The following is a 26,705-nucleotide window of genomic DNA, read 5'->3' on the forward strand; positions in this document are numbered from 1 at the left end:
GGGGGCGCCCCCCCCCGGGGGGGGGGGGGCCCCCCCCCCGGCTCGTCCCTGACGGTTGCGGCAGTGGCTCAGACCCGGGCCGCCAGGGGGCGTTCGGCCAGGCCGGAGCCGAGCAGCGCGCGGTGGATCTCCGAGGTCGCCGTGGACCGGTTGAGCGTGATGTAGTGCAGGCCGGGAACGCCCTCGGCGAGCAGCCGCTCGGCCATGGCCACCGCGAAGTCGACGCCGATCCGCCGCCCCGCGGCCCCGCCGCCCGCCGCCTCCAGCCGCCGGGCCAGGTCCTGCGGGAACGCGGCCCCGCTCAGCTCGGCGAACCGGGCGATCTGCCGGGCGTCCGTGGCGGGCATGATCGCGGGGATGATCGGGATGTCGCACCCCGCCGCCACGACCCGGTCCCGGAGCCGCAGGTAGTCCTCGGCCCGGAAGAACATCTGGGTGACCGCGTAGTCCGCGCCCGCGCGGCACTTGGCCACGAAGTGCCGGACGTCGGACTCCCAGTCCGCGGAGCGGGGATGGCGCTCCGGGAACGCGGCCACGCCGACGCTGAACGCTCCCGACTCCCGCACCAGCCGGACCAGCTCCCAGGCGTGGGAGAAGCCGCGCGGGTGCGGGATCCAGGGCGCGTTCGGGTCGCCCGGCGGGTCCCCCCGCAGGGCCAGGACGTCCCGGACGCCGGCGTCCGCGTACTGTCCGATCACCCGCCGCAGTTCGGCGACCGAGTGCGCCACCGCCGTCAGGTGCGCCACCGGGCGCAGTGTCGTCTCCGCCGCGATCCGCTGCGTCAGCTCGACCGTGCGGTCCCGGGAGGACCCCCCTGCCCCGTAGGTGACCGAGACGAAGCTCGGGGCGAACGCCTCGATCCGGCGGATCGCCTCCCACAGGGCGGCTGATCCCGCCTCCGTCCGGGGCGGGAAGAACTCGAAGGAGAACGAGGGGGTCCCGGTGGCGAGGAGTTCGCGCAGCCCCGTCACGCGGGCTCCCCGGGCCATGCGCCGATCTCCTGCGCGGCCTGCTCCCCGTAGGCCCGCAGCAGCCGCTCCGACAGGTCCCAGGGAAGCAGCTTGTACTCCTGGGTGCCGAAGGACTCGAGGACGATCGTGGCCACGGCGCAGCCCAGTTGGGCCGCGCGGCGGTGGGGCAGCCCCCGGGACAGGCCCGCGAGGAAGCCGGCCCGGAAGGCGTCGCCCACGCCGGTGGGGTCGGTGGGCTGGTCCGTCGGAACGGCGGGCACGTGCTCGGCCGGCCCGTCGGAGGTCAGGATCGAGACCCCGTCGGCGCCCCGGGTGACGATCCACACGCCGACGCGCGCCAGCACCTCGGCCTCGCTCCACCCGGTCCGCTGCTGCAGCAGCGCGCTCTCGTAGGCGTTGGTGAAGAGGAACCGGGCCCCGTCCACGATCAGCCGGGTCGACTCCTCGTCCAGCCGCGCCAGTTGCTGCGAGGGGTCGGCCGCGACCGGGATGCCGGCGGCGTGCGCCGCCCTGGTGTGTCGGACCATCGCCTCCGGCACGTCGGGGGCGACCAGGACGAGGTCGAGGGCGCCGACGCGCTCCACGACCTCGGCCAGGTCGATCTCCTTGGCCTCCACCATGGCGCCCGGGTAGAAGGAGGCGATCTGGTTGTGGTCGGCGTCGGTGGTGCACATGAAACGGGCCGTGTGGTGCGTGGTGCTGAGCCGGACCGACCCCGTGTCCACGCCGCAGGCGCGCAGCCGGGCGTCGTAATCGGCGAAGTCCGTGCCGGCGGCGCCGACCAGCACCGGGGTCAGCCCGAGCCGGCCCAGCCCCGTACAGATGTTGGCGGCCACACCGCCCCGGCGCACCTGGAGGTCGTCCACGAGGAACGACAGGGAGATCGTGGCCAGGCTCTCGGGGATGATCTGCTCGGCGAAACGCCCCGGGAAGGTCGCCAGGTGGTCGGTGGCGATGGAACCGGTGACGGCGATGTCCATGATCACATCCCAGCGGCCGTGCGGAGGGCCTCGGCGCGGCCGGTCCGCTCCCAGGTGAAGTCGGGCAGCTCGCGGCCGAAGTGGCCGTAGGCGGCGGTCTGTGCGTAGATCGGGCGCAGCAGGTCGAGGTCGCGGATGATCGCGGCCGGGCGCAGGTCGAACACCTCCGTGATGGCGTTCTGGATCCTGGACACCTCGGTCTTGGCGGTGCCGAAGGTCTCGACGAACAGGCCGACGGGCTCGGCCTTGCCGATCGCGTACGCGACCTGGACCTCGCAGCGCGAGGCGAGACCGGCGGCGACCACGTTCTTGGCGACCCAGCGCATCGCGTACGCGGCCGAACGGTCCACCTTCGACGGGTCCTTGCCCGAGAAGGCGCCGCCGCCGTGGCGGGCCATGCCGCCGTACGTGTCGATGATGATCTTGCGGCCGGTGAGGCCGGCGTCGCCCATCGGGCCGCCGATCTCGAAGCGGCCGGTCGGGTTCACCAGCAGCCGGTAGCCCTCGGTGTCCAGCTTGATGCCGTCCTCCACCAGGCCTGCCAGCACGTACGCCACCACGTGCTCGCGGATGTCGGGGGTCAGCAGGGTGTCGAGGTCGATGTCGCCCGCGTGCTGCGAGGAGACCACCACCGTGTCCAGACGGACCGGGGTGTCACCGTCGTACTCGATGGTCACCTGGGTCTTGCCGTCCGGGCGCAGGTACGGGACCGTCCCGTCCTTGCGGACCTCGGTCAGCCGGCGCGACAGGCGGTGCGCCACCTCGATCGGCAGCGGCATCAGGTTCGGGGTCTCGTCGCAGGCGTAGCCGAACATCAGGCCCTGGTCGCCGGCGCCCTGCCGGTCGAGCTCGTCACCCTCCCCACCCGCGGCGGCACCCTCGACCCGCTTCTCGTAGGCGGTGTCGACACCCTGCGCGATGTCCGGGGACTGCGCGCCGATGGACACCGAGACGCCGCAGGACGCGCCGTCGAAGCCCTTCGCGGACGAGTCGTAGCCGATCTCCAGGACGGCCTCGCGCACCAGCGCGGGGATGTCGGCCCAGGCGGAGGTGGTCACCTCGCCGGCCACGTGCACCTGGCCGGTGGTGATCAGGGTTTCCACCGCCACCCGGGACCGCGGGTCCTGGGCCAGCAGGGCGTCGAGGACGGTGTCGCTGATCCGGTCGGCGATCTTGTCGGGATGGCCCTCGGTCACCGATTCGGAGGTGAAAAGACGTTGGGACACGGCGTAGCGCTCCTGTCGTACGGACGTGCGTGGATGGGACCGGCGGGCCCTGCGGCGGGCCGGGGCCCCTCCCCGTGGGGTGGGGCCCCGGCGGGTGTCCGGGATCAGGACAGGCGGTGCACGGTGAACTCGACCGGCACGTCGAAGACGGGCCGGGTGGTGGAGAAGACCACCTCGTGGGTGAAGCCCTCGTCGGCCACCAGCTTCTCGAAGTACTCCACGTCACCCATGGTGCTGAAGAAGAGGATCATGCGCCCCTTCTCCGTCAGGTGGGCGCGGGCCTCGCGGAAGAAGCGGGTCAGTGCCTGGTAGCCGGCGTCGGTGCCCGCGACGTCCGCGTAGTCGGTGGCGGCGAACCACTGGAACGGCGGGTTGAAGACGATCAGGTCGAAGCGGCCCTCGACCGAGTTGAAGACGTCGCTCTCGCGCGCCTCGACGAGGCCGGCGACCCCGTTCAGCTCCGCGTTGACGCGGACGGCGGCCACGGCGTGCGGGTTGAGGTCCACCGCCAGGACATCGGCGCCCTTCTTGGCGGCGATCAGGGCCAGCGACCCGCTGCCGGTGCCCATGTCCAGCACCCGGTCACCCGGTTCGACCTCGGCGAAGACCGCGCCGCCGAGCACCGGGGACACGGGGCAGGGGGTCATGACCTGCGAGGGGACCCGCAGGGTCAGGCCCAGGAACGGGTGCGTCTGCTCGCCCTCCTCACCGCCGCCGTACGCGGCCATGGCCTGGCGCAGTTCCTTGATCTCCTCCACCCGCTCCGGGGAGACGAGCGGGCGGTAGGACTCGGCTTCGGACGTGGACTGCTGGTCGAGCTTCGTCATGGTGTCGTATCCATTCGTGTGTCGTGCGCGAGGGAACGTGCTCGGTCGATTGGGGGGAGAGGGGCGTCGGTCAGAGGGACAGGGACTCGGCCCGGAGCCGGGCGTGCGCCGCGGCCAGCCGGCCGCCGACCTCGGCCGTGCTGATGAGCACGGCCATGTTGGCCTTGGACGAGCGGCCCTCTGTGGCCGCGTCCACCGCACGCATCAGGTACTTCGTGATCGCCTGGCCCCGGATGCCGTCCCGGTCGGCGGCGGCCATGGCCTCGGTGATCGCGGCGTCGACCTCGTCGCTGTCGATCGCCTCCCCGGGCCGGACCGGCGTGGTGATCAGGAAAGAGCTGTTGTTGCCCAGCGCCCAGTGGTTCTCGATCGACCGGGCGATCACCTCGTCGTCGTCCAGCCGCATCGGGCTGGGGAAACCGCTGGACACGCAGTAGAAGGCGGGGAAATCGCCCGACCGGTACGAGACCACCGGTACGCACTGGGTCTCCAGGTACTCCAGCGTCAGGCCGAGGTCCAGGATCTTCTTCCCGCCGGCGCACACCACCGCGACCTTGGAGCGCGTGAACTGGATCAGGTCGGAGGACACGTCCATGGTCTTGTCCGCGCCCCGGTGCACCCCGCCGATGCCGGCCGAGGAGAAGAAGGGGATACCCGCGAGTTCGGCCGCCACCACGGAGGAGGCGACCGTCAGCGCGCCCATCCGGCCCTGTGCCAGGACGACGGGCATGTCCCGGCTGCTGACCTTGGGGATGCCCGGCGTCGAGGCGAACCGGTCGATGTCGGCATCGGTCATGCCCACCACGATCTTGCCGTTCTCCACGGCGATCGTGGCCGGGACCGAGCCGCCCGCCCGGACGGCCTCCTCGACCTTCCGGGCGGTCGCGGCGTTGTCCGGGTACGGCAGGCCGTGGGTGATGACGTTGGACTCCAGCGCCACCACCGGGCGGCCGTCGTGGAGCGCGTCGGCCACCTCGGCACTGAAGACGAGGGGGATGTCCTGATGGGGAAGAGAGGTCATCGTGGTCACAGCCGTCTTTTCAGTGGGTGTCGGGGCCGTAGTTCGGTACCTTGCCGAGAATGTGTCTGCGGTTGACGATCTCCGGGATGTAGACCTCCTCGTTCCAGAGCTCCTTGTCGATCGGCTCGACCGCGATCGACACCACCCCCTCGTCGCAGCCGAAGGCGTCGGTGACCGCCTTGGTCACCGCCGACACCAGCGCGGACTGCTGCTCGTCGCTGAGTGCCATCGGAAAGTGCTTGATGTTGACGTGCGGCATGACGGTGTCCTTCCGGATGTTCAGGCGCCGGCGGATGGCCGTCGCGAGCTCGTCGATGTCCGGCGCCCTGAGCAGGGAGTAGTGGTCGGCCTCCAACTCCACGACGGTCGGAGGGGCGGAGGAGTAGCCGCTGCTGCCGTCGAGGAACGAGTACTCGTCCCCCTGGGCCTTGAAGATGGTGATGGGCGCCGAGATCCGTCGCTCCCGCAGTTCGCGGAAGGTGTAGCTGAACTCGAACGTCGTCCCGACGACCCGGATGATCCGGCGCACCAGGCCGATGTCGAGGCCCGGGAGGTTCTCGCTGATGAACCCGGCGAAACTCTCCTCGTCCTCGGCCACGGCGAGGCACTTCTCCAGCAGCGGACTGCTGATCGTGCCCGTGAAGACCGACAACAGGATCGTCACGTAGGCCTTGTTGGCGTAGGTGGCGACACGCTCCTCGCCGGCCGCACCGTCCGTGCGGACCTTGGGCGAGCCGGGGGCGATCAGGAAGACGTGGTCGACGGTGTGGCCGGCCTGCTCCAGCTGGTACGCGGCCTCGAAGGCGACCCGGGCTCCGAAGGAGTACCCCCACAACGTGTAGGGCCCCTCCGGCTGCCGGCTCGTGATGGCCTTCACGTCCTCGGCCGCCATCTCCCGGATCGTCTCGTACGGCGCCTCGCCCGGGTTGATCCCGTGCGCCTGCACCCCCAGGAACGGCCGGTCCGCGTCCAGCCGCTCGCCCAGGAGCCGCAGGTTCATCGGATAGCCGCCCAGACCCGGCCAGCAGTGGATGGGGCGTCCGGAGCCCTCCTGCCGCAACGGCACCAGGCGCGAGGTGGCGGCCGTCGACCCGCCGGCGATCCGGCGGGCCAGCCCCTCCACGGTCGGCGAGGTGAAGATGACCTCGAGCGGCAGGTCGGCCCCGAACGTCCGGTTGATCCGGTTGATCAGGCCGACGGCGAGCAGCGAGTTGCCGCCGCAGGCGAAGAAGTCGTCCTGCACGGAGACGCTCTCGCGCTTCATCGCCTGCCGCCACAGCGCGGCCAGCCGGCGTTCGGTCTCGTTCCGGGGCGCCACGAAGGGACGGTCGGCCGCCCCCACGTCCACCGCGTCGGAGACGGCGAGAGCCTTGAGGTCGATCTTGCCGTTGGCGGTGGTCGGCAGAGCGTTGAGGACGACGACCTTGTTCGGAATCATGTAGTCCGGCAGGTAGTTGACGAGGTCGTCGCGGATCAGCTCCGCGGGGCCCCGCATGTGGACCACGTCCTCCCGCATGCCCTCGTGGCGCCGCTGCTCCCCGCTCACCCGGCCGCCGACGAAGAAGTACGAGGCGCCGCCGGGCCGGCCGAGCTCGCGCAGGATGCCGTCGATCCGCCGGGCGGAGGGCAGGTCGTCACCGCCCTGCGAGCTGTAGCCCGAGGACATGAAGCCGATGTCGAGGTCGTTCATCGACAGGCGCTGCAGCGTGCGGCCGAGGTCGATGTAGCGCCGCCACTCCTGCGGACTGCGGCTGATCACCGAGATGCCGAAGCCCGCCCGGTCGTAGACCGCCTGGTTGATCGCGATGACCTGCTTGCGCAGGATCAGGTCGGAGGAGACCAGGCGCAGCCGGTCGCCCTCGTAGACGTACTGTCCGGCCGGCCGGTCCAGCCCCTTGCCGGGGTGGATCTGCACGTACAGGTCGATGTCCTCGTCGGTGCGCGGCCCCCGGTAGGGCACCCAGTCGAAAGCGCCGAGGTAGTGGTCCTCGTCGGCGACCCGCAGCCCGGCCTTGGCCTGCGGGGTGAACGGGGCGGCTTCGATGTCGAGGCCGTACTGCGGCAGGACCTCCTCGAGGAGTCCGACCATGTGGCCGGCCTCGATTTCCAGGACCTCCCGGATGTTCTTCTTGTAGACCGGCTCGATGGCGCCGCGCCGGCCCAGGAAGTGGGCCCGGATCCGGGGGCCCGCGGCCGCGCCCCGCGCCTCGGGGGCCGCGGAGACCAGCACCAGCTGGTGGTTGATCGGATGGTGGTAGTGGATGCCCGACGGGATTTCGGGAAAGCCGGTGATCTCCAGGTACAGCTGGGTGGCGTAGAGCGAACCGGGAGAGGCGTAGGCGTACTTGGGGAGCAGCCGCTCCGGGCTCAGGTGCTGCCCGAGGTTGCGCAGGATCGCGCCGAGTCCGTCGGTGTCCAGCTCCGCGAGCTCCCGCCCGCGCACGGCGGCCGGGCGGCGGGCCAGCAGCTTCAGCAGGTCGGCCTCCGCCACCGGCGCGTCGCCCTCGTAGAAGCGGTAGGTCTTGCGGGCGAAGGCGAGGCTGCGCTGGGCCGGCGTCGGCGTCCGCCCGGGCAGGTCGAGGACGGGCAGGCCGGCGAGCTCGGCTCCGGACCGTATCCCCGGGTTCGACAGCTGGGCCTTGACCTGGAGCTTGCTCTCCTTGGACTGGTGGTGCGCGCCGTGGCTGCCCTGGTCCATCAGGGCGGCTTCCTTCGGATCGAGTTCGACGCAGGCGATCAGGTTCTGGAAGCCCGTCCGCGGGTCGTCCTTGACCAGCACGGCCGCGTGCCGGACCCAGTCGTGGGTCTCGATGGCGAGCCTGATCTCGTCGAGCTCCACACGGAACCCGCGCAGCTTGACCTGGTTGTCGGCGCGGCCGGTGAACTGGACGGTGCCGTCCGCGTTCCAGTAGGCCAGGTCGCCGGTCCGGAACAGCCGCCCGGGACCGAACGGGTTGTCCGTGAAACGCTGCTCGGTCAGGTCGGGCCGGTGCAGGTAGCCGCGCGCGACCTGGACGCCGCCGATGTACAGCTCGCCGATCTCTCCCACTGCCAGCTCGGTGAGGTCGGGGCCGAGGATGTGGTACTCGGTGGCGTCGACCGGGGCGCCGATGGAGATCGAGTTGGGGCCCTCGCCGACGGTGGACTTGGCCACGGTGAAGGACGACGAGTTGATCGTGCACTCGGTCGGCCCGTAGAGGTTGATCAGATCGCACCCGGGGAGGGATTCCAGGCAGGCGCGGGCCAAGGGCTTGGAGAGGGCCTCGCCGCCGGTGAAGACCTGCTCCAGCGAGACGCAGGAGTCGAACTCCCCCGTGTCCAGAAGCGCTTGGAGCAGGGTCGGGACGCACTGGAGCGTGGTCACGGAGTGGGTCCTGACCGCGTGCACCAGCCGTTCGGCGTCCCGGTGGATGCCGGCGCCGCCCACCACGACGACGGAACCGACGGCCGGGGCGAGGATCTCCCACTGGGCGGCGTCGAAGCTGATCGGCGTCTTCTGCAGGATGACCCGGCCGCGGTCGATGCCGTGGGCAGCCTGCAGCCAGGACATCTGGTTCGCGATGCTCCGGTGCTCGATCATGACGCCCTTGGGCCGGCCGGTGCTGCCCGAGGTGTAGATGACGTAGGCCAGCGAGTCGGGGGCGATGTCGACGTCCTCGCCGGGGGAGCCCTCGCGGGCGTCCTCGACCCGGACGATCACCGTCCCCGCGGGAGCCAGCGCGGCCAGGCGCTCGACGAGGTGGCCCTGGGCGACGATCACCTTCGCGCCCGAGTGCTCGATCATGTAGCGCAGGCGCTCTTCGGGGTACTCCGGGGCGAGCGGCAGGTAGGCGCCGCCCGCGAACAGGACGCCCCACACCCCGGTCATCAGGTCGGACGAGGGCTCGACGAACAGCCCCACGCACTGGTCGGCGCCCACGCCGAGGCCCCGTAGGTGTCCGGCCAGTCCTCGGCTGCGCCCCACCAGTTCGGCGAAGGTCACGTGCTCGTCGCCGCTGATCACCGCCGTGTCGTCCGGGCGGGCGGCGGCCGTGCGCAGGAGCAGTTCGGGCAACGACGGGCGGGTGGCCGGGGTCCGGTCAGACGCGTCGGTGATCATGTGTGTCCCCCCAGGGTGTGCGTGTGTGCCGTGTAGTGGGCGGGTTCCGGCGGTCACCCGCCCGTGACGGACACTCGGCCGGTGTGGGGACCGGCCGAGTGTTCCGGGGCCGTGCCAAGGCGCTGCCGGGTGGTCACCGGTCCGCGACGGCCGCCCGGCCCCTTCGCAGGGCGTCGGCGACCTCGACCATGCGGCGGGTCTGGTACGCGATCGCGGCGAGGTTGTCCTCGGTGACGTTCTCCGCCAGCCGGCCCGGAATCGCCTGCCGGCCGGAGACGGAGCTGACGCCGTAGGGGTTGCCGTTGCTGGGCGCCGTCATGATGTCGTCGGTGATGCCGGGCGGCACGATGATCCCGCCCCAGTGGTAGAAGACGGTGTTCAGCGACAGGATCGTCGCCTCCTGGCCGCCGTGCGGGGCGCCCGTCGAGGTGAACGACGACATGACCTTGCCCGACAGGCCGCCGCGCGCGTTGAGGGGCCAGGCGAGGTCGATGAAGTGCTTGAGCGGCGCGGGGATCATGCCGAACCGGCCCGGGCCGCCGAGCAGGATCGCGTCGGCCCACTCGAGGTCGTCGGCGCCGGCCGTGGGAATGCCCGCGACGGCCTCGGCGTTCTCGCGCCACGCCTCGGTCCACTCGGTGAACTCGGGGGCCAGGGACGCCTCGACGTACTCGGGGACCCGGCGCAGCCGGACCTCGGCGCCGGTCTTCGCGGCGGCCTCCTCGGCGGCCACGGCGAGCTTGTGGATGTTGCCGGTGCCCGAGTAGTAGACGATCGAGATCTTCGTCGTCGACGAGGATGTGTCGGCGCTGGACACGGGAGTGCTCCTTAGTGCGAGGGTCGAAGGGCCGGAGGGGCGGGATTCCACAGGCGCGGAGCCCCGCCCGCTCCGAGGGGGAGGCCGCTCACGCCGGGATGTCGGTCCCGAAGTAGCGGTCGCCGAAATCACCGATGCCGGGAAGCATGAACGCGTGCTCGTTGAGGCGCTCCTCGATGGAGGAGGTCACGATCCGCACCGCGGGGTGGCGGTCGTGGACGACCTTGATCCCCTCCGGGGCCGAGAGCAGGTTCACGAAGACGATGTGCTCCTCGGGCACGCCGTGGTCGAGCAGCACGCCGATCGCGGCCAGCGCGGTGCCGCCGGTGGCGAGCATGGGGTCGAGGAGCAGCACGTGGCCCCGGTCGATGCCGGCGGGCAGCGCCGCGTAGTGCAGGTGCGGGAGCTTGGTGACCTTGTCCCGCTGGATCAGGATCTTGCCCAGCCGGGTCTCGGGCGCCATCACGCGCAGCTCGGACTCCATGCTGTCGCCGGCCCGGGCGATGGACACGCCGTAGACCTGGGAGGCCAGGGACAGGCCCCGGTAGGTCCGGCCGACCGGGGTGCGGACGTCGCGGGGCTCGTAGGGGAGCAGGTCGAGCGCGGCGTCGAGGAGCCCGCGGATGATCCGGTTGGCGGCAGGAACGAAGTCCTCCCGCTTGGCCTGGTGGTCGCGGACGATCGAGTGCAGGGCGCGCAGCCGGTTGGTCTGGGGCAGCAGGTGGGTCACGCCGGTGAGCGGCTCGGTTCGCGTGGTCATCAGGACCGGCTCCGCCCGTCCTGCGCGGCGACCCGGGCGAAGGCGGCGCGTGCCTCCTGCACGAAGGTGCGCACCTTCTGGCGGTCCTTGCGCCGGGTGGCGGGGTCCTCCAGGCCGGTGTGCGAGTCCACGGCGGCGGGCCGGACGGCCTCGATGGCCGCCGCGACGTTCTCCGGGGTGAGCCCGCCGGCGAGCATCAGGGGCTTGGGGGAGATCCGGACGAGTTCGGCGCTGACGGCCCAGTCGTGCGTCAGCCCGGTTGCCCCCTTGGCGCCGGTGGCCGGGTTGAAGCTGTCGGTGATGAACATGTCGACCCACTCGGCGGAGGTCTCGACGACCTCGCGGAGCTCGTCGATGTTGTCCGTCTTCACCACGAGGCTCTTGAGGACGTAGAGGTCCGGGGCCAGGGTGCGCAGCCGGCGCAGCTCGGCGGGGGTCACGTCGCCGTGGAGCTGGATCGCGCCGACGCCCATCTCGGTGCAGAACGCCGCGATTTCATCGGCATCGGTCAGGTAGGTGATGATCACGCCCTTGTTGTCGGGCTGGATCGCCTTGACGATGGCGGCGGCCTCGGCCTCCGACAGGTCCTCGTTCTTGGCGGGAAGGCGCAGGGCGAAGCCGAGCCAGTCCGCGCCCTCCTCGATGATGAGGTCGGCCTCGGACTGGTCGATGACGCCCGCGACCTGGATCAAGCCGTACATGTCTGCCTCCTCGGGCCGCGGCGGTTCGAGCCGGGGCCGATCTGCGATGGGATGTCGTCCGGTGACGACGGCGGTGGAACCGGCAGCCTCAGCGGCCGCCGGCGGCCCGGTCGAGCTCGGCGACGACGAGCCGCGCGACGGGGGCGGCGGAGGCGGGGTTCTGCCCCGTGATGACCCGGCCGTCGCTCTCGGTGTGGGCCTCCCACATGGGCGCCTTGGCGTGCAGCGCCCCGCTCTCCTTCAGCCGGTCCTCGAGGAGGAAGGGCATGACCTCGACGAGGCCCAGCGAGTTCTCCTCCTCGTTGCTGAAGGAGGCGACGCGCTTGCCGCGCACGAGGTGGGTGCCGTCCGGCAGGCGAAGGTCGACGAGGGCGGCCGGGCCGTGGCAGACGGCGGAGACGACCCCGCCGCTGCCGTGGATGTCCATGGCGATGCGGGCCAGGTCGGGGGAGTGGGGGAAGTCCCACATGGCGCCGTGGCCGCCGACGTAGAAGATCGCGGAGTACTCGGAGGGGTCCACGTCGGCCGCCCGGCGGGTCGCCACGAGCTTGGCCTTGACGGTCTCGTCGGCCAGGAAGCCGATGATCTGCGGGTCGTTCTCCTCGCCGTCGAAGACGACGGCCGGCGGCTCGCCGCCGCGCACGGAGACGAAGTCGACCTCGTGGCCCGCGCCGGTGAACACGTTGTAGGGGTGGGCCGCCTCGGAGACGCTGTAGCCCGTCCGGTTGCCGGTGTCCCCCAGGGTCTCGTGGCTGCTGACGGCAAGCAGGATCTTGGCCATGGTTCCTCCTGGAATCGCTGCGGAGTGCTTGCGGGTGGTGGTCGGGCGCGGCCGCGCGAGAGCCGAGTCCGGCGGCTGCGGGGCCGCGCCCGGGATGGTGGTGAACCCGCCGGGGCAGGTCGTGCTCGAGGGGCCGTCAGGCCTGGTGGATGAAGTCCTGGACGAGCTTCACGAACTCGACGGGCTTCTCGAAGATCACCATGTGGCCGCTGTCGATCTCGGTGTAAGAGGAGTTCGGGATGGCGGCGGCCAGCTCGCGGGAGTGCTCGGCGGGGACCGCGGCGTCCGGGTACGGGGCCAGGACGAGGGTCTCGGCCTGGACCCTCTCGACCAGGTCGCGGATGTCCACCTGGACGAGCAGCTCGAGCTGGCGGATGCGGCCGCTGGAGGGGCTCAGCTCGGAGCCGAGGTTCTCCACGTCGCTCAGGCTGGGCTGGCTGCGGATGAAGCGCGGGCTGAAGGCGGTGGTGCTGAGTACGCGGCCGAAGGCCTTCGCGTCGTGCTTCTGGCTCAGGGTCAGACCGATCAGGTTCTGGATGTAGAGGTCGGACTTGACCAGGCCGCCGACGGGGACCAGGCGGCGAACGCGCTCCGGGTGAAGGGCGGCGGTGGCGGCGACGACCGCCCCGCCGAGCGAGAAGCCCACCAGGTCCACGGGGCCGAGACCGGCATGCTCGATCACGGCGGCGACCTCGTCGGCGAGCTGCTCGACGGTCAGCGGCGTGCCGTCGTCCTCAGCGGTCTCGCTGCCGGACAGCTCGGGAACGATGACGGTGTTGCGGCGGGCGAACTCCTCGACGAGGTGGCCGAAGGTGACCTGGCCGCCCTTGCCCACGCCGTGCACCAGCAGCAGGGCCGGACCCTCGCCGGTCACGGTGTAGTGGATACGCGAGTTACCGACGGAGATCGTGGGCATGACGGATCGCCTCCTGTGACGACGTGAAAGTGAATGCGCGGGTGCGCGACATCGGAAAAACTGGATGGAAGAGTGCATGGCGAATTCAGGCGGCCCACCGGATTCGAGTGGACGCGGGCCGCCGTGTTCCGCCGGATGCGGATGCACGGGAATTCCGGCAACGCCGTACGACTTCGCCGGGAGGAAATCGGACGGATGGTGCGGGGACCGGATGGCTGTCGGCCGTGACACCCGAGGATCCGGCGTTGTCGCACCGGTCTTCGGGGCGGAGCGCACTGCGGTTTGTGCCACGGGCACGGTGTGTAGGAGACCCGCGAGGAGGCGTCCCCGAGCCCGCGCCTCCTCCCCGATCCCAGGGGACGGGGGCTGTCGTCCGATGTGACGGCCACCCCCGATCACCTGAAGCTGAATTTATCTACTTCGAGTGATCTCGTCAAGCGCTCCAGGATCACTCGAGGATGCTCTGGTACCCCAGGCCCCCGCCGCCCCTCTCGGGAGATGCGCGACGATCCCAAAGAAAGATCGGCTAACATGGAAAAATCGTGACAACCAGGGCGCGATGCGGACGGCGTTCTTAACGGTGGGCAAGACTCCCGGCGATGGTCACGAGGTTATGCCGATATCTCGGATGTCGAGACCTTCCTCTGGCGGGGCACTAGAATCCGTCCAACCCTCACCTTGTGGAGCATGTCTATGCCCGACCGTGACTTCGACGGCTGTAAGTTGCGTGACCGCCGTGTCATCAAACGCCTGTCGCAGGCCACTCTGGCCGAGGGACTTCACGTTAAGGTGAACGCCGTCTATCGCTGGGAGAACGGCTTGGCGGCCCCTCCTCCGGAGCGATTGCCGGCGATCGCCGCATTCCTGGACGCCGATCTGAATGAACTCTTTCCCCGCACCGAATCACCCAATCTCGCCGACCTCCGGTGCGACGCGGGAATGACCCAGGCGGACACGGCGCGCTACACCAACACCACGTCCCCCATGCCGGTACGGGCCGCCGAACAGGGCAAACGGCCGCTGTCCGACCAGGCGGTGACCGCACTGGCCGCCGCCTACCACGTGACCCGCGCCGAACTGCTCGCCGCGCAGCGGCGCTCCTTCGGGCAGCCCGAAGAGCCCCAGCAGGAGCCGCCGTCGGCCGAAGGCACGCGCGTGGCCCGCAAGCTGGAGTCCCTGCGCACCGAGGTCTACGCAGGAGCGGCGCCCTCGGACGCGCACCTCGCGTCCGAGGGGAACCGCAAGAGCGGCTCCGCGGCGCTCACCGAGGCGATGGTCCGCGCACTGCGGGCCGGCGAGATCGCCGACCCCCGGGACGAGGCACTCGACGCCCTGGCACTCGCCTTCGACGTGCCGCCGGTCTACTTCCGGCAGGACGATCCGGAGGTCGACGCCCTGATCCTCTCGACCCGGGCCGTGCGCAACAAGTTCACCGTGATGGTTGCACGCGGCGCCGGCCAGGAGATGCCCAGGGAATCCTGGGACCAGCTCCGCGACTTCATCGGCGAGACGATGGAAGAGATCCTGGCCGACGGCGAGAACGGCCGCCCGGCCTGAACCGGTTCCCGCCGGCAGCTGCCGGGATTCACGGCAGGGCGAGGGCTCCGCTGCGGAACGGCACGACGCGCGGCGGCCGGCCCCCACCGGCGACCCGGTGCTCGCCCCTCTGGCCGATGAGCCGCGCCGCGTTGTCGGCGCGCAGTTCGATGAACGCGTCGTGGTCCAGCAGCCCGGCCGCCGGGAGCCCGCCCTCCGGAGTGACCGCGCGTGCCCGCAGGACGTCGGGCGATGTGACGATGCCCGTGTTGTCCCCGGCCCACAGATGCACCAACTGGTGCACCTTCAACTCGAGTTCGTGCGACGGCGAACGGCCCTTGGGGTGGAGGACCAGGTCGACCGGACGTGCGCCGTACTTGACGAGGAGGCCGCACACGCCGTCGAGTCCCGTCAGGTGGTCCGGGATCGGCTTCATGACGATCTGGCGGCCGCGGGCCTGCGCGATGTTCCCGACCAGCTGGTCGAAGTCGAAGGGGTCCGGCAGGGGCATGCCGGCGATCAGGCGCTCACTTTCCCGCTCCGCCCGAAAATGCAGCCGGCCGGCGCGGAGAGGGCGGTAGAACCCCGAGAGGATTCCGGATTCGGGATCCTTGCGACGGGAGATCCGGTTCATTCCGCGGATCCCGTCCCGATGGGCTGCCACCGACCGTCGATCCCTCTTTCCGCTTCCCGGCACCGTCTCTGTGAGCGGCCTACCCTCGGCATGGTGCATTCCCCCTTCTGTGCAAGGCTGCTCGCGGCGTCGCATGGGCACGCGAGCGTGGTTTCACCAGGTTGTCGATCTGCTGGAAACGCCAATGTGTCGGCAACACGGGCCGGTTCCGGATAAACGGTGCATGCGAATGGCCCGCCTGCTCGAGGCGGACACGTTCGGAGCCCGGCTCGCGAATTCGATCGCGGACATGTGATAAGCGCGGCTGAGACTCCCCGTCGCGGCTGCTCATCGTCGAATCTTCGGGCTGCGAAGTTCGCTCTTGTGGCCAGGCTATTGGTCCGGAAGCCCCCGAATCTCGCGCCTGCTGGGCGCGAGGTGTTTCAGACCGACATGGCGAGCAAGGTGTGGTGGTGACCCCGTTGATACGGACCTTATATTGCTCCCCCTGAGCGTGTCGGCTGACCCCAGTGCATGCTACCGAGCCGCAGCCACGATAAATGTCAGACATCCGCCGTGGTGAGATGTTCGAAAATCTGGCCGAAACTGACCAGTACAGAGCGGCGGCGCCCGGCAACGCCCCGACAGCAGGCCTGCCCCCGCCTCCAGGCAAACCCCCGCCGGCACGGAGGCCGCAGACATGGCCGAGATCCGACAGGTCGCCCCCGACCGTCCCCGCCGCACCACCACCCGCCCCGCACACCCGCGCCCCCCGACCGCCGAACGGCACTCCTCCGGCCGCCACCCCACGACCAGCGGCCAGGACCCGCCACCGCGGACCCCGGCCGCACACCACCGCAAACCGACTAGAACACCGGCACCCCGCCCCGCGTCAACCGCCACCCCACCGAAGCGAACAGCGCCGGATCCACCGTCCCCTTCGCCTTCACCCACTGGACGATCGTGTTGCGGATCTCGTCCGAGTTCGCCCACACCTGCCTGGCCTGCGGAACATGCGGGAAGTTCCCGCCACCCGACGCCCGATAGTTGTTCACCGCCAGCACGAACCGCGCCTGCGGATCCACCGGCTTCCCCGCGAACGACAACCCCGCGATCCGCGAACCCACCGGCTGCGCCACGTCGATGTCGTACGTGAACCCGTACACGGCGTCGTAGTTGTAGTCCGGAATCGACTCGGAATTGGTCAGCTTCGCCGGATCCACCACCTCACCCGGCGCCGTCCGCACGAAGTACCGCGCCGAGTACTCCAGATAGTCCTTCAGCTGCGCACCCGTCAGCAGCCGCGCCTCCAGCGTGTTCTCGAACGGGTACAGGCCCGCCGCATCCCTGATCGTCACCTGCCCCGCCGGTATCGCCGCCGTACGCGAGAAGCACGACGCCTGCGACACCACCGGCAACGCCGCCCACTCGGTACCGGCAAGAGCCGCCTTCACCGTCTCCGCCTGCACGTGATTGATCAAATCGATGATCGCCACGTCCTTGACCGGCCCCTCCGCCGCCGACATCGCCTCCGTCGACGTACCGATCACCTGATTCACGTACGCCACCACCTTGCGGTGCTCATCGGACAGCAACCCGGTGATCTCCGGATCCTCCTCGACCGCATTCGAATTCAGCACCCGCGCCGCGACCTTCGCCACCGACCAACGGCCCTTCGCCCACGACAGCTCGAAATCGAACAACGTCAGACGCTGCCCCCACTTCAACGGCTCCGACAGCACCACGTCCTTACCGGTCGCCGCATTCCTCACCCGGTACTCGGGAATCTCCGTGTGCGCGTGCCCCACCAGGATCGCGTCGATCCCCGGCACCTGCTCCGCCACCAACGCCGCCGCGTTCTCCACGTACGGCAGCTGATCCCCGTACGAAGACGTCCCGCTCGACCCCGAATGCGCCGACACGATCACTACGTCCGCGCCCATCGACCGCAGCTTCGGCACGTACTTCGCCGCCTGCTCCTCCAACCCCGGGAACGTCATCTTCCCCTGCACGTGCGCCTTGTCCCACAACGCGATCCCCGGGTTCGTCAGCCCCAGCACCGCCACCTTCACATCCCGCCCCTGCGGAGTGCGCAACCGGTGCATGCTGTAGGGCGCGAACGCCGGCCGCAGCGTCTTCGCGTCCAGCGCGTTCGCCCCCAGCAGCGGGAAATCACACTGCTCCTCGAACTTCCGCAGCACCGGAATCCCGTAATTGAACTCGTGGTTGCCCAGCGCCGCCGCGTCATAGCCGATCGCGTTCATCGCCTGCGCCATCGGGTGCACCGGCCCCCGCCGCGCCGTGATCGGATCCACCTTCGCGTAGTAGTACGACAGCTGGGTGCCCTGGATCGTGTCACCCGCGTCGATCAGCAGCGTGTTGCCCCGCCCCTTCTCCGCCCGCACCCGGTTCACGAGCGTCGAGATCTTCGCCAGGCCGACGTCGTTGTGCGCCTTGTCGTCGAACTCCTTGTCCGTGAAGTAGTCCCAGTTGAAGACGTTCCCGTGCAGGTCGGTCGTCCCCATCACCGTGAACGAGTACGTCCGCGGCCCCGCTCCAGCCGCCGGCTGGGCAGCGGCCGGCTGGGCAGCGGCCGGGGCGCTCGCGGCCCCCGCCAACGCCACGGCCGCACCCGTCGCAGCCGTCGTGCCCAGAAAAGTCCTACGGTCGAACGCCATGCCATCTCCCTTTTGAGGCGTGAACAACGCGCGTAGATTCTCACCCACGATGCGACAGTGAAGCCATGACCCAGGACGCATCACACGACGCAACCCACCAGCCCTACGGAACCCCCGAAGTACCCCGCGTCGCCGTCCGCGGCGAAGCCCGCCTCGAAGTCGACCCCGAGATCGCCCGCATCGGCATCACCGTCAGCGCCCGCGGCACCGACCGGCGCACCGCCCTCGAAGACCTCACCCGCCGCAACACCGCCGTCCTCGACCTCATCAAGAGCTACGGCGACCCCGTCGAAAAACTCGAGACCGGCGCCTTCTCCATCACCCCCGAACTCACCCGCCACGGCCGCGGCGAACGCATCCGCGCCTACCACGGCCGCGTCCACATCACCGCCGAACTCAACGACTTCACCGCACTCGGCGAACTCACCACCCGCCTCGCCGACCTCGAACTCACCCAGCTCGACGGCCCCTGGTGGGCCCTGCGCCCCACCTCGCCCGCCCACGGCCAAGCCCGCCGCCAAGCCGTCCTCGAAGCCGTCCAACGCGCCCGCGAATACGCCGAAGCCCTCGGCGCCCGACTCGCCGCCCTCGTCGAACTCGCCGACCTCGGCGCCGAGAACGCCACGCCCTTCCCCGCCCCCTCCGGCGGCATGCGCACCATGGCCTTCAGCGCCGCCGAAGACGCCGGCCCCCCGCCGCTCGACCTCGAACCCCAACGCCAGACCGTCTACGCCCAGGTGAACGCCCGCTTCACGATGACCCCTCCCCAGCTCTGAAAGCAGGCCCCGAAGCGCACCCCGGGGGTGCTCATCAGAGCACCCCCATGCACATTCAACAATTGTCAACAAGCTTTTGCTCAAAGGTTGTTGAGCGGACACCCGGAACCAATTTCCTACTCCCTGGTAGGGGAATACGCTCGCCTCATGCGCCGAGCGAAAATCGTATGTACCCTGGGCCCCGCCACCGACTCATACGACCAGATCAAAGCCCTGGTCGACGCCGGAATGGACATCGCCCGCCTCAACCTCAGCCACGGCACCTACGCCGAACACGAGGAGCGCTACCAGCGCGTACGCAAAGCCTCCGACGAAACCGGACACAGCGTCGGCGTCCTCGCAGACCTTCAAGGCCCGAAGATCCGCCTCGGCCGATTCCGCGAAGGCCCCGTACTCCTTGAACGCGGCGACGAGTTCACCATCACCGTCGAAGACCACGAAGGCGACCGCCACACCTGCGGCACCACCTACAAGGGACTCGCCACCGACGTCACCCCCGGCGAACGCATCCTCGTCGACGACGGCCGCGTCACCCTCCAAGTCACCGCCGTCGACGGCCCCCGCGTCCGCACCCTCGTCATCGAAGGCGGCATGGTCTCCGACCACAAGGGACTCAACCTCCCCGGCGTCGCCGTCTCCGTCCCCGCCCTCTCCGAAAAAGACATCGACGACCTCCGCTGGGCCCTGCGCACCGGCGCCGACGTCATCGCCCTCTCCTTCGTCCGCAGCGGCCGCGACATCGAAGACGTCCACCGCATCATGGACGAAGAAGGCCGACGCCTCCCCGTCATCGCGAAGATCGAAAAACCCCAGGCCGTCGACAACATCGACGAAATCGTCGCCGCCTTCGACGGCATCATGGTCGCCCGCGGCGACCTCGGCGTCGAAATGCCCCTCGAACAGGTCCCCATCGTTCAAAAGCGCGCCGTCAAACTCGCCAAGCGCAACGCCAAGCCGGTCATCGTCGCCACCCAGATGCTCGACTCGATGATCGAAAACTCCCGCCCCACCCGCGCCGAAGCCTCCGACGTCGCCAACGCCGTCATCGACGGCACCGACGCCGTCATGCTCTCCGGCGAAACCAGCGTCGGCAAATACCCCGTCGAAACCGTCCGCACCATGGCCCGCATCGTCGAAGCCGCCGAAGAAGACATCCTCGCCAAGGGACTCCCACCCCTCACCGAACGCAACAAACCCCGCACCCAAGGCGGAGCCGTCGCCCGCGCCGCCGCCGAAATGGGCGACTTCCTCGACGCCAAGTTCCTCGTCGCCTTCACCCAAAGCGGCGACACCGTCCGCCGGCTCTCCCGCTACCGCTCCCCCATCCCCCTCCTCGCCTTCACCCCCGACCCCGCCACCCGCTCCCAGCTCAACCTCACCTGGGGCGTCGAAACCTTCCTCGGCCCCCACGTCGACTCCACCGACGCCATGGTCGCCCAAGTCGAAGAAGAACTCCTGCGCATCGGCCGCTGCATCCCAGGCGACGTCGTCGTCATCACCGCGGGCTCACCCCCCGGCGTCACCGGATCCACCAACCTCGTCCGCATCCACCACATCGGCGACCCCGTCCGCTGACCGCCCGCCGCGGCAGCCGCGGCCACGGCACCTCACGCACACACGCACCGCGTCGGGCAGCCCGCGCAGCACCCGCCCGACGCGGTCACCCACACCCCACTACCAGCCGAAACGCCGGTCCACCACAGCCGCGAACTCCTCGAAGCTCAACACCGCGTCCCCGTTCGCATCGGCCGCATCGAAGAGAGCCGACGAGACATCCGCGTCCCCCAACGCCCAGAACGGCAGATCCCCCCGCGCAGCGAGCGTCGGCCCCTTCGACCGCAGAGCCGAAATCACCTCCGCACGGGTCAGCTCCCCGTCGTGGTTGAGATCCAGCGCGTCGAACAGCTTGCGAGCCTTCTCGCTCATCACAGTCCCCTTCTCGTCCAGCCTTGACCTCAACCTAGCGGCCGCCGCTCCTGCGCTTCCGCCGGACCAGGCCGGGCGCCGAGGAGATCGAGGACGCTGACGCGGGCAGCGGCCTCCGCGTCGGCATGCGTCATGCGACCGGATGCCGCCTCTTCACCCGCGGCGTGGCCGAGGGCCACCATCGCGCACACCAGCCAGTGCGGCGACAGGCCCGAGCTGAACTCACGCGCCCGCTGTCCCCGTTCGACCAACCGGGTGAGACGTTCGATGACGGGCCCGTGGGGATCCGGGGCCAAGCCGTCGCGGTCGCGGGCCTCCGGCGCCGGGGCGCCGGCGGCGGCCTGCAGGAGCGGTGCGTTGTCCTCGAACGACCGCCACGACACGTCGAGGAACCTCAGCAACGCGGCCGTCGCCGACCCCTCGTCGAGCACGGCAGCATCCAGGGCGGCGACGGCATCCGCGGTGATCCGGTCGACGGCGGCCGCCAAGAGGCGCTCACGCGAGGCGAAATGGGCGTAGACGGTCTGCCGGGTCACCCCCGCCGCCTTCGCAATGGCCTCCATGCCCGCGTCGGGACGCTGCCGCAGCAAGCGGACCGCGGCGTCCAGGACGAGGACCCTGCTGCGCTCGGCATCCGCCCGGCGCCGGCGGCCGAGTTCCCCCGAGGACATCATCTCTTACACCCTTGTCAGAATTAATGGACGCGCATACCTTTACAGGCATGTAAGAAATCCTAGCCGGGTCCGGCCCCCACCGAGCCGCCACCCCACCCGAACCCCAGGGAGAGCCATGCCGCCCTCAACCGACACCACCCCCGCACAGTTCATCGCCGCCTTCTTCAACTCCCTCACCGCCTCCACCGTCCGCGGCGACCCACCGCAAGAAATCATGGAGCGTCACTTCACCCCCGACATCGTCCAGATCAGCGACGGCACCCGCCTCGACCACGACCGCCTCCTCGCCCACCTGCGACCAGTCCACAAGAACGTGACCGACTGGCGGTTCGACGTACACCAAGCCATCGCCCACGGCACCCACATCGCCGCCCGCCTCACCATCCACGCCCGAACCCGCAAGGGCGGCCCCACCACCACCGACGTACACCTCTTCGGAGAGTTCACCAACGACGGCCGCATGCGCCGCGCGCACCAGCTCACACGCACCCTCCCCCCACCCGCCGACGGACACGAAACCCCATGACCCGACCCCTCACCACACCGCGCCCGCCCGCCACCCGCCCACCCAAGGAGACCCGGCGCATGCGCATCCGACTCGTCCACGGAATCTCCCTGCTCGCCACCGGCTTGCTCGCCGGCGCCTTCGGCTACGGCGCCGCCAACCTCGTCCCCACCTTCAACGCCGTACCGCAGGACATGCGATTCGACTTCCACACCGAGCTGATGAAGATCAACGGCATCACCGTCCAGAGCGCCATGGTCATCTCCACCCTCAGCGCGCTCACCCTCGCCCTCCTCACCCACGGCCGGACCCGCGCCCTAGCCGCGACGGCGAGCGCGCTCACCCTCGCGTCCTTCCTCATCACCCGCTTCGGCAACGTCCCGATCAACGGCAGGATCAAGCAATGGGCGGTCAACGGACCCGAGCCCGACACCGCCAAGCTCCTACAGCGCTGGGAGCTCTTCAACGACGCCCGCACGATCACCGCCGCCGCCGCCTTCACACTGCTCGTCGCGCTCGCCCTCCGAAACGGTCCGACCGAGGCCGCCGCCCGCAGCCGGACACCGGATCAGAGGCAATCCCGAAGAAACACCCACTGACCCGAACCAGAGACTCCTTGCCGGTTCCTCGACCTCCGGCCCACCGCTGCGACCGACCCACCCCGACCCGGGACATCAGCTAAACCAGGCCGCCCTTCCGGATCCCGCCGGGCTCGCGCCCCGATCCGGCCGCCGCCACATAATGAAGTTCTGGTCCAACACCATGGCCGCCGGCGAGCGGCCCGCGCCCAGGGGCTCACGTCGGGAGGCCGAGGTGAACACGCAGGCTTCGCCACCACCGTCGCGGCCGGAAGCCGACCAGTGGGCACAGATCGCCCGCAAGGCCACCGACACCGACACGCTCGACGACCTGCTGACCCGGGCCGACTTCCTCGTCCGCGCCGATCCGCCCCTGCTGCTGCCCCTCCTCGCCCGAGCCCGCAGCACGCCGGCCCGCCTCGCCGCAGCCGTCTGGCACACCTCCTCCTACCGGCACGCCGAGGCCCCACCCGAGGCCCGACGATGGCTGCTCGCGCTCGATGCAGCCCGCTGGGGCGCCCGGCAGCTCGCCACCGACCTGACCGCGGACCCGGCGGAAACCTCGGAAACAGCCCTCCCATGGCGCATCCGCTGGGCCACCGGATCCCAGGTCAGCGCCCACTTGCAAGGCCTTCTCGGCGGCCGCGCCAACCCCGTCACAGCCGTGGCCGTATCAGCGACCGAACACCAGCCGCTCGCCGTCACCGGACACGCCGACGGCACCCTACGGCGGTGGGACCTGCGCACCGGTATCCCGCTGGGACCACCACTCGATGCACACGACGGCGCTGTGGCCGCGATGGCCACAGCCGTGCTCGACGACCGGCCGACCGCCGTCACCGGCGGCCTGGACGGCACAGCGCGGATCTGGGACCTGAACAGCGGAGAGAGCCTGGGGCCCCCGCTCACCGGCCACAGCGGCCCCGTCACGGCCGTGGCCACGACCGAGATCGAAGGCCGGCCCTTCGTCCTCACCGGCGACGACGAAGAGGGCACCGTACGGATCTGGGACCTGCGCAGCGGCCGATGGCTCGGCCGGACGCTGGAGAACCCGATCTGGGACGACGGAGTGGAGGCCACGGACTGGATGGCGATCGCGGAACTACAAGGCCGACCGCTCGCCGTCATCAACAGCGACGAAACGCTCCGCGTCTGGGACCTGCCCACGGGCACCCAGCACGACCGCCCCGCCTGCGGAGCGCCCAGCGACTGGGTCACCGCGCTCGCCGTGAGTACGGTCGACGGCCGCCCCGTCACCGTAACCGGCAGCGGCAACGGCGCAGTCGAGGTCCGCGACCTGGAATCCGGCAGGCAGTTGGGTCCGGCCTGCACCGGGCACGAGGGCATGGTGCGGGCCGTCGCCACCACCGCACTGGCCGAGCAGCCCGTCGCCATCACCGGAGGTGAGGACGGCGCGGTACGGATCTGGAACCTCGGCACCGGTGCGCAGCCCGGCGCGCGCCTCATCGGTCACACCGGAGCCGTGACCATGGTGGCGAGCGCCGTGGCGCAGGACCGGCCGGTGGCAGTCACCGGCGGCGAGGACGGCACGGCCCGCATCTGGGACCTGGCCGCCGACCGGCGCCTGGGTGACCCGGTCAGGGGCCACACCGCACAGGTCACATCCGTCGCCGCCGCCGTGCTGGACGGCCGCCGCGTCGCCGTGACCGGAGGTCACGACCGCACCGTACGCGTCTGGGACCTGGATACGGGCCAGCAGCGCGGCCGGCCACTGACGGGACATGACGGAGCGGTGGAATCGGTGGCCACAGCCCTTGTGGAAGGCGAAGCCGTGGCCGTCACGGGCGACTCCGAAGGCGTCCTGCGGATCTGGAACCTGCGTACCGGTACGCAGGCGGCCGAGCCGTGGCCGGGGCACGAGGGCCCGGTGAGGGCGGTGGAAACCGCCCTCGTGACCGGCCGACCCATGGCCGTCACGGGCGGCGACGACGGCCTCGTGCGGATCTGGGACCTGGACACGGGCCGGCAGCACGGCCGGGAGCTGCCGGGGCATGAAGGCGAACCCGATGCCCTGGCAACCACGGTGGTGGCGGGCAGACCGGCCGTGCTGTTGGGCGGCGAGGACTGCGTCGTGCGGATCTGGGACGTGGAGAGCGGCGAGGAACTGGACCGGTCGCTCCGCGGCCACAGCGCCTGGGTGCGGGCCGTGGCGCCCGGAACACTGGACGGCAGGCCGGTGGCCGCCACCGGCGGCCGGGACGGCACCCTGCGGGTCTGGGACCTGCTCACCGGCGAGCAGCTCGGTCCGCCCGTCAGAACCGGAGACGCCGCAGTGGTCGGCTCCGGATGGGTGAGCGCGATGACCACCGCGGTGGTGGCCGGCAGCCCGGCCGTCATCGCCGCCCTCCCCGACGAAGCGACGGTACGGGCCTGGGACCTGCGATCCGGCAAGCCGCTCGGCGCCCCCCTGCCCTTCCCGCAGCCGGTCGCCGACCTGGCCCGGCACCCCGACGGCAGGATCATCGTGTGCTTCGGCTGGGAGGTCGCCGTCCTGGATGCCCCCTAGTTCGCGGAGACCGCCGGATCTACCAGAGGTCTCGGGACACTAGTGCTTGGGCCCGATATGAGTGTCCATCAGCGCCACGGATTCCTTCCGGGCGATGGAGACGTTGAAGGGGTCGCTGCCCCGCGCCAGGACCGTCCACCGGACACCGACCTTGGTGAGCGTGTCGGTACAGAGCCTGCGGATGTCGTCGGACTTGTTGGTGAAGAAGTATCGGGGGTACTCGTAGCGCTTGCGCTCCCCGCCGACCATCCGAGTCGTCCAGTTGGTGATCCGGCACCCGTCGGAGTGGATCAGCCCCCGGATGAACTCCCAGGGGTGCGCGTCGACGATCTCCTGCTGCCAGTCCTCGAGGGCGATGCGCCGGTCATGCTTCTTGCCGGGCCCGTGCTGCGGGAACAGGCACGTCCAGTGCAGTGTGTACGACTTGACCTCAACGCACCCCTTCTTCTGGCGTCGCCCCACCTTGGGTTGGGGCATGACCTGACGCATGGCCGCCTCGGCGGCGTTGATGAGGCCTGGTCGCGAGGCATCGCAGAAGACGGACAGGTGGTGCTGCTTGTACTTCGAGATGATGTGGCCGTCGCCGAGGTAGAGGCCCAGCAGATAGGCGTACGCCCGCTCATCGATCTCCCGGCCAGTGCACCTCGGGCAGTCGGTTGGCCGCTCGTAGGTTTCGCCCCGGTGCTTACGGTCCTGATGCCGCCACCAGCCGACGGTGCCCCGGGGGACGCCGAAATGTTCGGCCACCGTCCGGTTGGCTACGCCTCGGCGCAACAGTAGAACCGCTTGTTCGCGTATCGAAGGATTGTGCTCCACACTCAGGAGCTTCGCCGCTAATAGCCCGGTTGGCCGCAATTCGAAGGCGCGTTCACCGTGACGAGTGAAGATCGCATAATTTGCTTTGTGACCTTGAAATTGAAGGAGAAGTGCCCCGGGTCGGATTCGAACCGACGCTGAATGGGTTTTGAATCCATGGCCTCTACCGCTGGGCTACCGGGGCTCCTTCGAAACGAAGGATACCGAAGACCCTCCGTGTCACAAACATACAGGAGCTAGGTAGGCTCGGGGGAGCAGTAACGCCCCGTATCAAGGAGCCCTCAAGTGACCGCCTCGCACGAGTCGACGCCCACGCCCGACGCCGACCAGTCGCACGTTCCGCCGCTGACGACCCGCGTCGTCATCGCCGAGGACGAGGCGCTCATCCGTCTCGACCTGAAGGAGATGCTCGAGGAGGAGGGGTACGCCGTCGTCGGCGAGGCCGGGGACGGGCAGACGGCCGTGGAACTGGCCCGGGAGCACCGCCCGGACCTGGTCATCCTGGACGTGAAGATGCCGGTCCTGGACGGGATCTCCGCCGCCGAGAAGATCGCGGAGGAGTCCATCGCCCCCGTGCTGATGCTCACCGCGTTCTCGCAGCGCGACCTCGTCGAGCGGGCCCGTGACGCCGGGGCGATGGCGTACCTGGTGAAGCCGTTCAGCAAGAGCGACGTCGTGCCGGCCATCGAGATGGCCGTGTCCCGCTTCGCCGAGCTGAGGGCGCTGGAGAAGGAGGTCGCCGACCTCTCGCTCCGGCTGGAGACGCGCAAGCTCGTCGACCGGGCCAAGAGCATCCTGCAGACGCAGTACGGGCTGACCGAGCCGGCCGCGTTCCGGTGGATCCAGAAGACCTCCATGGACCGTCGCATGTCCATGCAGCAGGTCGCCGAGGCGGTCATCGAGGACGCCGAGGAGAAGAAGCAGAACGCCGCGAACAGCTGACGGTCGAGGCCCGCACCGGCGGGCCTCGAGTGCGG

General features: G+C 70.1%; 23 protein-coding genes, 1 tRNA gene and 1 pseudogene. 8 read left to right on the plus strand and 17 right to left on the minus strand.

The window, feature by feature from the left end:
* Positions 1-68: 68 nt before the first annotated feature.
* The 11 genes from metF to ACIPUC_RS30560 form a co-directional block, all read right to left on the minus strand.
* On the minus strand, positions 69-971 hold the full coding sequence (gene metF / locus ACIPUC_RS30510; protein ID WP_446593789.1) for a methylenetetrahydrofolate reductase [NAD(P)H]: 903 nt from the start codon (positions 969-971) through the stop codon (positions 69-71).
* Positions 968-1,951 (minus strand): carbohydrate kinase family protein, encoded by a 984-nt coding sequence (locus tag ACIPUC_RS30515; protein ID WP_446593621.1) that lies wholly within the window; start codon positions 1,949-1,951, stop codon positions 968-970. The genes metF and ACIPUC_RS30515 overlap by 4 nt, the downstream gene beginning before the upstream one ends.
* Before the next feature lie 2 nt (positions 1,952-1,953).
* Positions 1,954-3,177 (minus strand): methionine adenosyltransferase, encoded by a 1,224-nt coding sequence (metK, locus tag ACIPUC_RS30520; protein ID WP_446593622.1) that lies wholly within the window; start codon positions 3,175-3,177, stop codon positions 1,954-1,956.
* A gap of 104 nt (positions 3,178-3,281) precedes the next feature.
* Positions 3,282-4,004 carry a HemK2/MTQ2 family protein methyltransferase gene (locus tag ACIPUC_RS30525; RefSeq protein ID WP_446593623.1) on the minus strand — a complete coding sequence of 241 codons (723 nt, stop codon included), beginning with the start codon at positions 4,002-4,004 and terminating at the stop codon, positions 3,282-3,284.
* A gap of 70 nt (positions 4,005-4,074) precedes the next feature.
* The gene (locus tag ACIPUC_RS30530) at positions 4,075-5,025 is read right to left on the minus strand and encodes a pseudouridine-5'-phosphate glycosidase (protein ID WP_446593790.1); all 951 of its coding nucleotides are present in this window, start codon (positions 5,023-5,025) and stop codon (positions 4,075-4,077) included.
* Positions 5,026-5,044: 19 nt separating this feature from the next.
* Entirely contained in the window at positions 5,045-9,124 is a 4,080-nt protein-coding gene (locus ACIPUC_RS30535; protein WP_446593624.1) for an amino acid adenylation domain-containing protein, read from the minus strand.
* A 133-nt stretch (positions 9,125-9,257) separates the two neighbouring features.
* Positions 9,258-9,941, minus strand: a complete 684-nt coding sequence (locus ACIPUC_RS30540) for an NAD(P)H-dependent oxidoreductase (RefSeq protein WP_446593625.1) — start codon at positions 9,939-9,941, stop codon at positions 9,258-9,260.
* Positions 9,942-10,029: 88 nt separating this feature from the next.
* Complete coding sequence (upp, locus tag ACIPUC_RS30545; protein ID WP_446593626.1) at positions 10,030-10,701, minus strand: uracil phosphoribosyltransferase; 672 nt, start codon at positions 10,699-10,701, stop codon at positions 10,030-10,032.
* Entirely contained in the window at positions 10,701-11,402 is a 702-nt protein-coding gene (locus tag ACIPUC_RS30550) for a phosphoribosylanthranilate isomerase (RefSeq protein WP_446593627.1), read from the minus strand. The genes upp and ACIPUC_RS30550 overlap by 1 nt, the downstream gene beginning before the upstream one ends.
* An 88-nt stretch (positions 11,403-11,490) precedes the next feature.
* A complete protein-coding gene (locus tag ACIPUC_RS30555) occupies positions 11,491-12,183 on the minus strand; it encodes a type 1 glutamine amidotransferase domain-containing protein (protein ID WP_446593628.1) in 693 nt (230 codons plus the stop codon).
* 136 nt (positions 12,184-12,319) lie between these two features.
* Positions 12,320-13,099 carry an alpha/beta fold hydrolase gene (locus tag ACIPUC_RS30560; protein WP_446593629.1) on the minus strand — a complete coding sequence of 260 codons (780 nt, stop codon included), beginning with the start codon at positions 13,097-13,099 and terminating at the stop codon, positions 12,320-12,322.
* A 693-nt stretch (positions 13,100-13,792) separates the two neighbouring features.
* Between ACIPUC_RS30560 and ACIPUC_RS30565 the strand changes: the two are divergent.
* A pseudogene (locus ACIPUC_RS30565) lies at positions 13,793-13,975 on the plus strand (helix-turn-helix domain-containing protein); the annotation flags it as partial.
* A gap of 63 nt (positions 13,976-14,038) precedes the next feature.
* Complete coding sequence (locus ACIPUC_RS30570) at positions 14,039-14,656, plus strand: helix-turn-helix transcriptional regulator (protein ID WP_446593802.1); 618 nt, start codon at positions 14,039-14,041, stop codon at positions 14,654-14,656.
* A 28-nt stretch (positions 14,657-14,684) separates the two neighbouring features.
* Here the strand turns inward: ACIPUC_RS30570 and ACIPUC_RS30575 are convergent, their stop codons facing one another.
* The gene (locus tag ACIPUC_RS30575; RefSeq protein WP_446593630.1) at positions 14,685-15,299 is read right to left on the minus strand and encodes a hypothetical protein; all 615 of its coding nucleotides are present in this window, start codon (positions 15,297-15,299) and stop codon (positions 14,685-14,687) included.
* A gap of 815 nt (positions 15,300-16,114) precedes the next feature.
* The gene (locus tag ACIPUC_RS30580; protein ID WP_446593631.1) at positions 16,115-17,926 is read right to left on the minus strand and encodes a bifunctional metallophosphatase/5'-nucleotidase; all 1,812 of its coding nucleotides are present in this window, start codon (positions 17,924-17,926) and stop codon (positions 16,115-16,117) included.
* A 65-nt stretch (positions 17,927-17,991) separates the two neighbouring features.
* On the opposite strand from ACIPUC_RS30580, the gene ACIPUC_RS30585 reads away from it, so the two are divergent.
* Entirely contained in the window at positions 17,992-18,702 is a 711-nt protein-coding gene (locus ACIPUC_RS30585) for an SIMPL domain-containing protein (protein WP_446593632.1), read from the plus strand.
* A 147-nt stretch (positions 18,703-18,849) separates the two neighbouring features.
* The gene (gene pyk, locus ACIPUC_RS30590) at positions 18,850-20,277 is read left to right on the plus strand and encodes a pyruvate kinase (protein ID WP_446593633.1); all 1,428 of its coding nucleotides are present in this window, start codon (positions 18,850-18,852) and stop codon (positions 20,275-20,277) included.
* Between the two features lie 99 nt (positions 20,278-20,376).
* On the opposite strand, the gene ACIPUC_RS30595 is transcribed toward pyk, so the two are convergent.
* Together ACIPUC_RS30595 and ACIPUC_RS30600 are read right to left on the minus strand one after the other, a co-directional pair.
* Positions 20,377-20,628: an EF-hand domain-containing protein gene (locus ACIPUC_RS30595; protein ID WP_446593634.1), complete on the minus strand. Its 252-nt coding sequence runs from the start codon at positions 20,626-20,628 to the stop codon at positions 20,377-20,379.
* A 29-nt stretch (positions 20,629-20,657) separates the two neighbouring features.
* On the minus strand, positions 20,658-21,302 hold the full coding sequence (locus ACIPUC_RS30600; RefSeq protein ID WP_446593635.1) for a TetR/AcrR family transcriptional regulator: 645 nt from the start codon (positions 21,300-21,302) through the stop codon (positions 20,658-20,660).
* Between the two features lie 115 nt (positions 21,303-21,417).
* Here ACIPUC_RS30600 and ACIPUC_RS30605 point away from each other — a divergent pair, with 115 nt between their 5' ends.
* The 3 genes from ACIPUC_RS30605 to ACIPUC_RS30615 all read left to right on the plus strand — a co-directional run bounded on the left by ACIPUC_RS30605 (position 21,418) and on the right by ACIPUC_RS30615 (position 24,912).
* A complete protein-coding gene (locus tag ACIPUC_RS30605; protein WP_446593636.1) occupies positions 21,418-21,828 on the plus strand; it encodes a nuclear transport factor 2 family protein in 411 nt (136 codons plus the stop codon).
* A gap of 59 nt (positions 21,829-21,887) precedes the next feature.
* Entirely contained in the window at positions 21,888-22,406 is a 519-nt protein-coding gene (locus tag ACIPUC_RS30610) for an anthrone oxygenase family protein (RefSeq protein WP_446593637.1), read from the plus strand.
* Positions 22,407-22,620: 214 nt separating this feature from the next.
* Positions 22,621-24,912 (plus strand): WD40 repeat domain-containing protein, encoded by a 2,292-nt coding sequence (locus ACIPUC_RS30615; RefSeq protein WP_446593638.1) that lies wholly within the window; start codon positions 22,621-22,623, stop codon positions 24,910-24,912.
* A gap of 39 nt (positions 24,913-24,951) precedes the next feature.
* Here ACIPUC_RS30615 and ACIPUC_RS30620 read toward each other — a convergent pair whose 3' ends face one another.
* On the minus strand, positions 24,952-25,686 hold the full coding sequence (locus ACIPUC_RS30620; protein WP_446593639.1) for a helix-turn-helix domain-containing protein: 735 nt from the start codon (positions 25,684-25,686) through the stop codon (positions 24,952-24,954).
* 153 nt (positions 25,687-25,839) lie between these two features.
* Positions 25,840-25,912: transfer RNA gene (locus ACIPUC_RS30625), tRNA-Leu, on the minus strand.
* Between the two features lie 101 nt (positions 25,913-26,013).
* Between ACIPUC_RS30625 and ACIPUC_RS30630 the strand changes: the two genes are divergently transcribed.
* Positions 26,014-26,670, plus strand: coding sequence for an ANTAR domain-containing response regulator (locus tag ACIPUC_RS30630; protein WP_446593640.1), 657 nt, complete (start codon positions 26,014-26,016; stop codon positions 26,668-26,670).
* Positions 26,671-26,705: the final 35 nt, after the last annotated feature.

The sequence above is a fragment of the Streptomyces sp. LARHCF249 genome (assembly GCF_052871255.1).

Coding starts and splice junctions, on each gene's coding strand:
- ACIPUC_RS30515 (WP_446593621.1), bottom strand. CDS start 1,951: ATGGACATCGCCGTCACCGGTTCCATCGCCACCGACCACCTGGCGACC.
- ACIPUC_RS30525 (WP_446593623.1), bottom strand. CDS start 4,004: ATGACGAAGCTCGACCAGCAGTCCACGTCCGAAGCCGAGTCCTACCGC.
- ACIPUC_RS30530 (WP_446593790.1), bottom strand. CDS start 5,025: ATGACCTCTCTTCCCCATCAGGACATCCCCCTCGTCTTCAGTGCCGAG.
- ACIPUC_RS30535 (WP_446593624.1), bottom strand. CDS start 9,124: ATGATCACCGACGCGTCTGACCGGACCCCGGCCACCCGCCCGTCGTTG.
- upp (WP_446593626.1), bottom strand. CDS start 10,701: ATGACCACGCGAACCGAGCCGCTCACCGGCGTGACCCACCTGCTGCCC.
- ACIPUC_RS30550 (WP_446593627.1), bottom strand. CDS start 11,402: ATGTACGGCTTGATCCAGGTCGCGGGCGTCATCGACCAGTCCGAGGCC.
- ACIPUC_RS30555 (WP_446593628.1), bottom strand. CDS start 12,183: ATGGCCAAGATCCTGCTTGCCGTCAGCAGCCACGAGACCCTGGGGGAC.
- ACIPUC_RS30560 (WP_446593629.1), bottom strand. CDS start 13,099: ATGCCCACGATCTCCGTCGGTAACTCGCGTATCCACTACACCGTGACC.
- ACIPUC_RS30570 (WP_446593802.1), top strand. CDS start 14,039: ATGACCCAGGCGGACACGGCGCGCTACACCAACACCACGTCCCCCATG.
- ACIPUC_RS30580 (WP_446593631.1), bottom strand. CDS start 17,926: ATGGCGTTCGACCGTAGGACTTTTCTGGGCACGACGGCTGCGACGGGT.
- ACIPUC_RS30585 (WP_446593632.1), top strand. CDS start 17,992: ATGACCCAGGACGCATCACACGACGCAACCCACCAGCCCTACGGAACC.
- pyk (WP_446593633.1), top strand. CDS start 18,850: ATGCGCCGAGCGAAAATCGTATGTACCCTGGGCCCCGCCACCGACTCA.
- ACIPUC_RS30595 (WP_446593634.1), bottom strand. CDS start 20,628: ATGAGCGAGAAGGCTCGCAAGCTGTTCGACGCGCTGGATCTCAACCAC.
- ACIPUC_RS30600 (WP_446593635.1), bottom strand. CDS start 21,302: ATGATGTCCTCGGGGGAACTCGGCCGCCGGCGCCGGGCGGATGCCGAG.
- ACIPUC_RS30605 (WP_446593636.1), top strand. CDS start 21,418: ATGCCGCCCTCAACCGACACCACCCCCGCACAGTTCATCGCCGCCTTC.
- ACIPUC_RS30610 (WP_446593637.1), top strand. CDS start 21,888: ATGCGCATCCGACTCGTCCACGGAATCTCCCTGCTCGCCACCGGCTTG.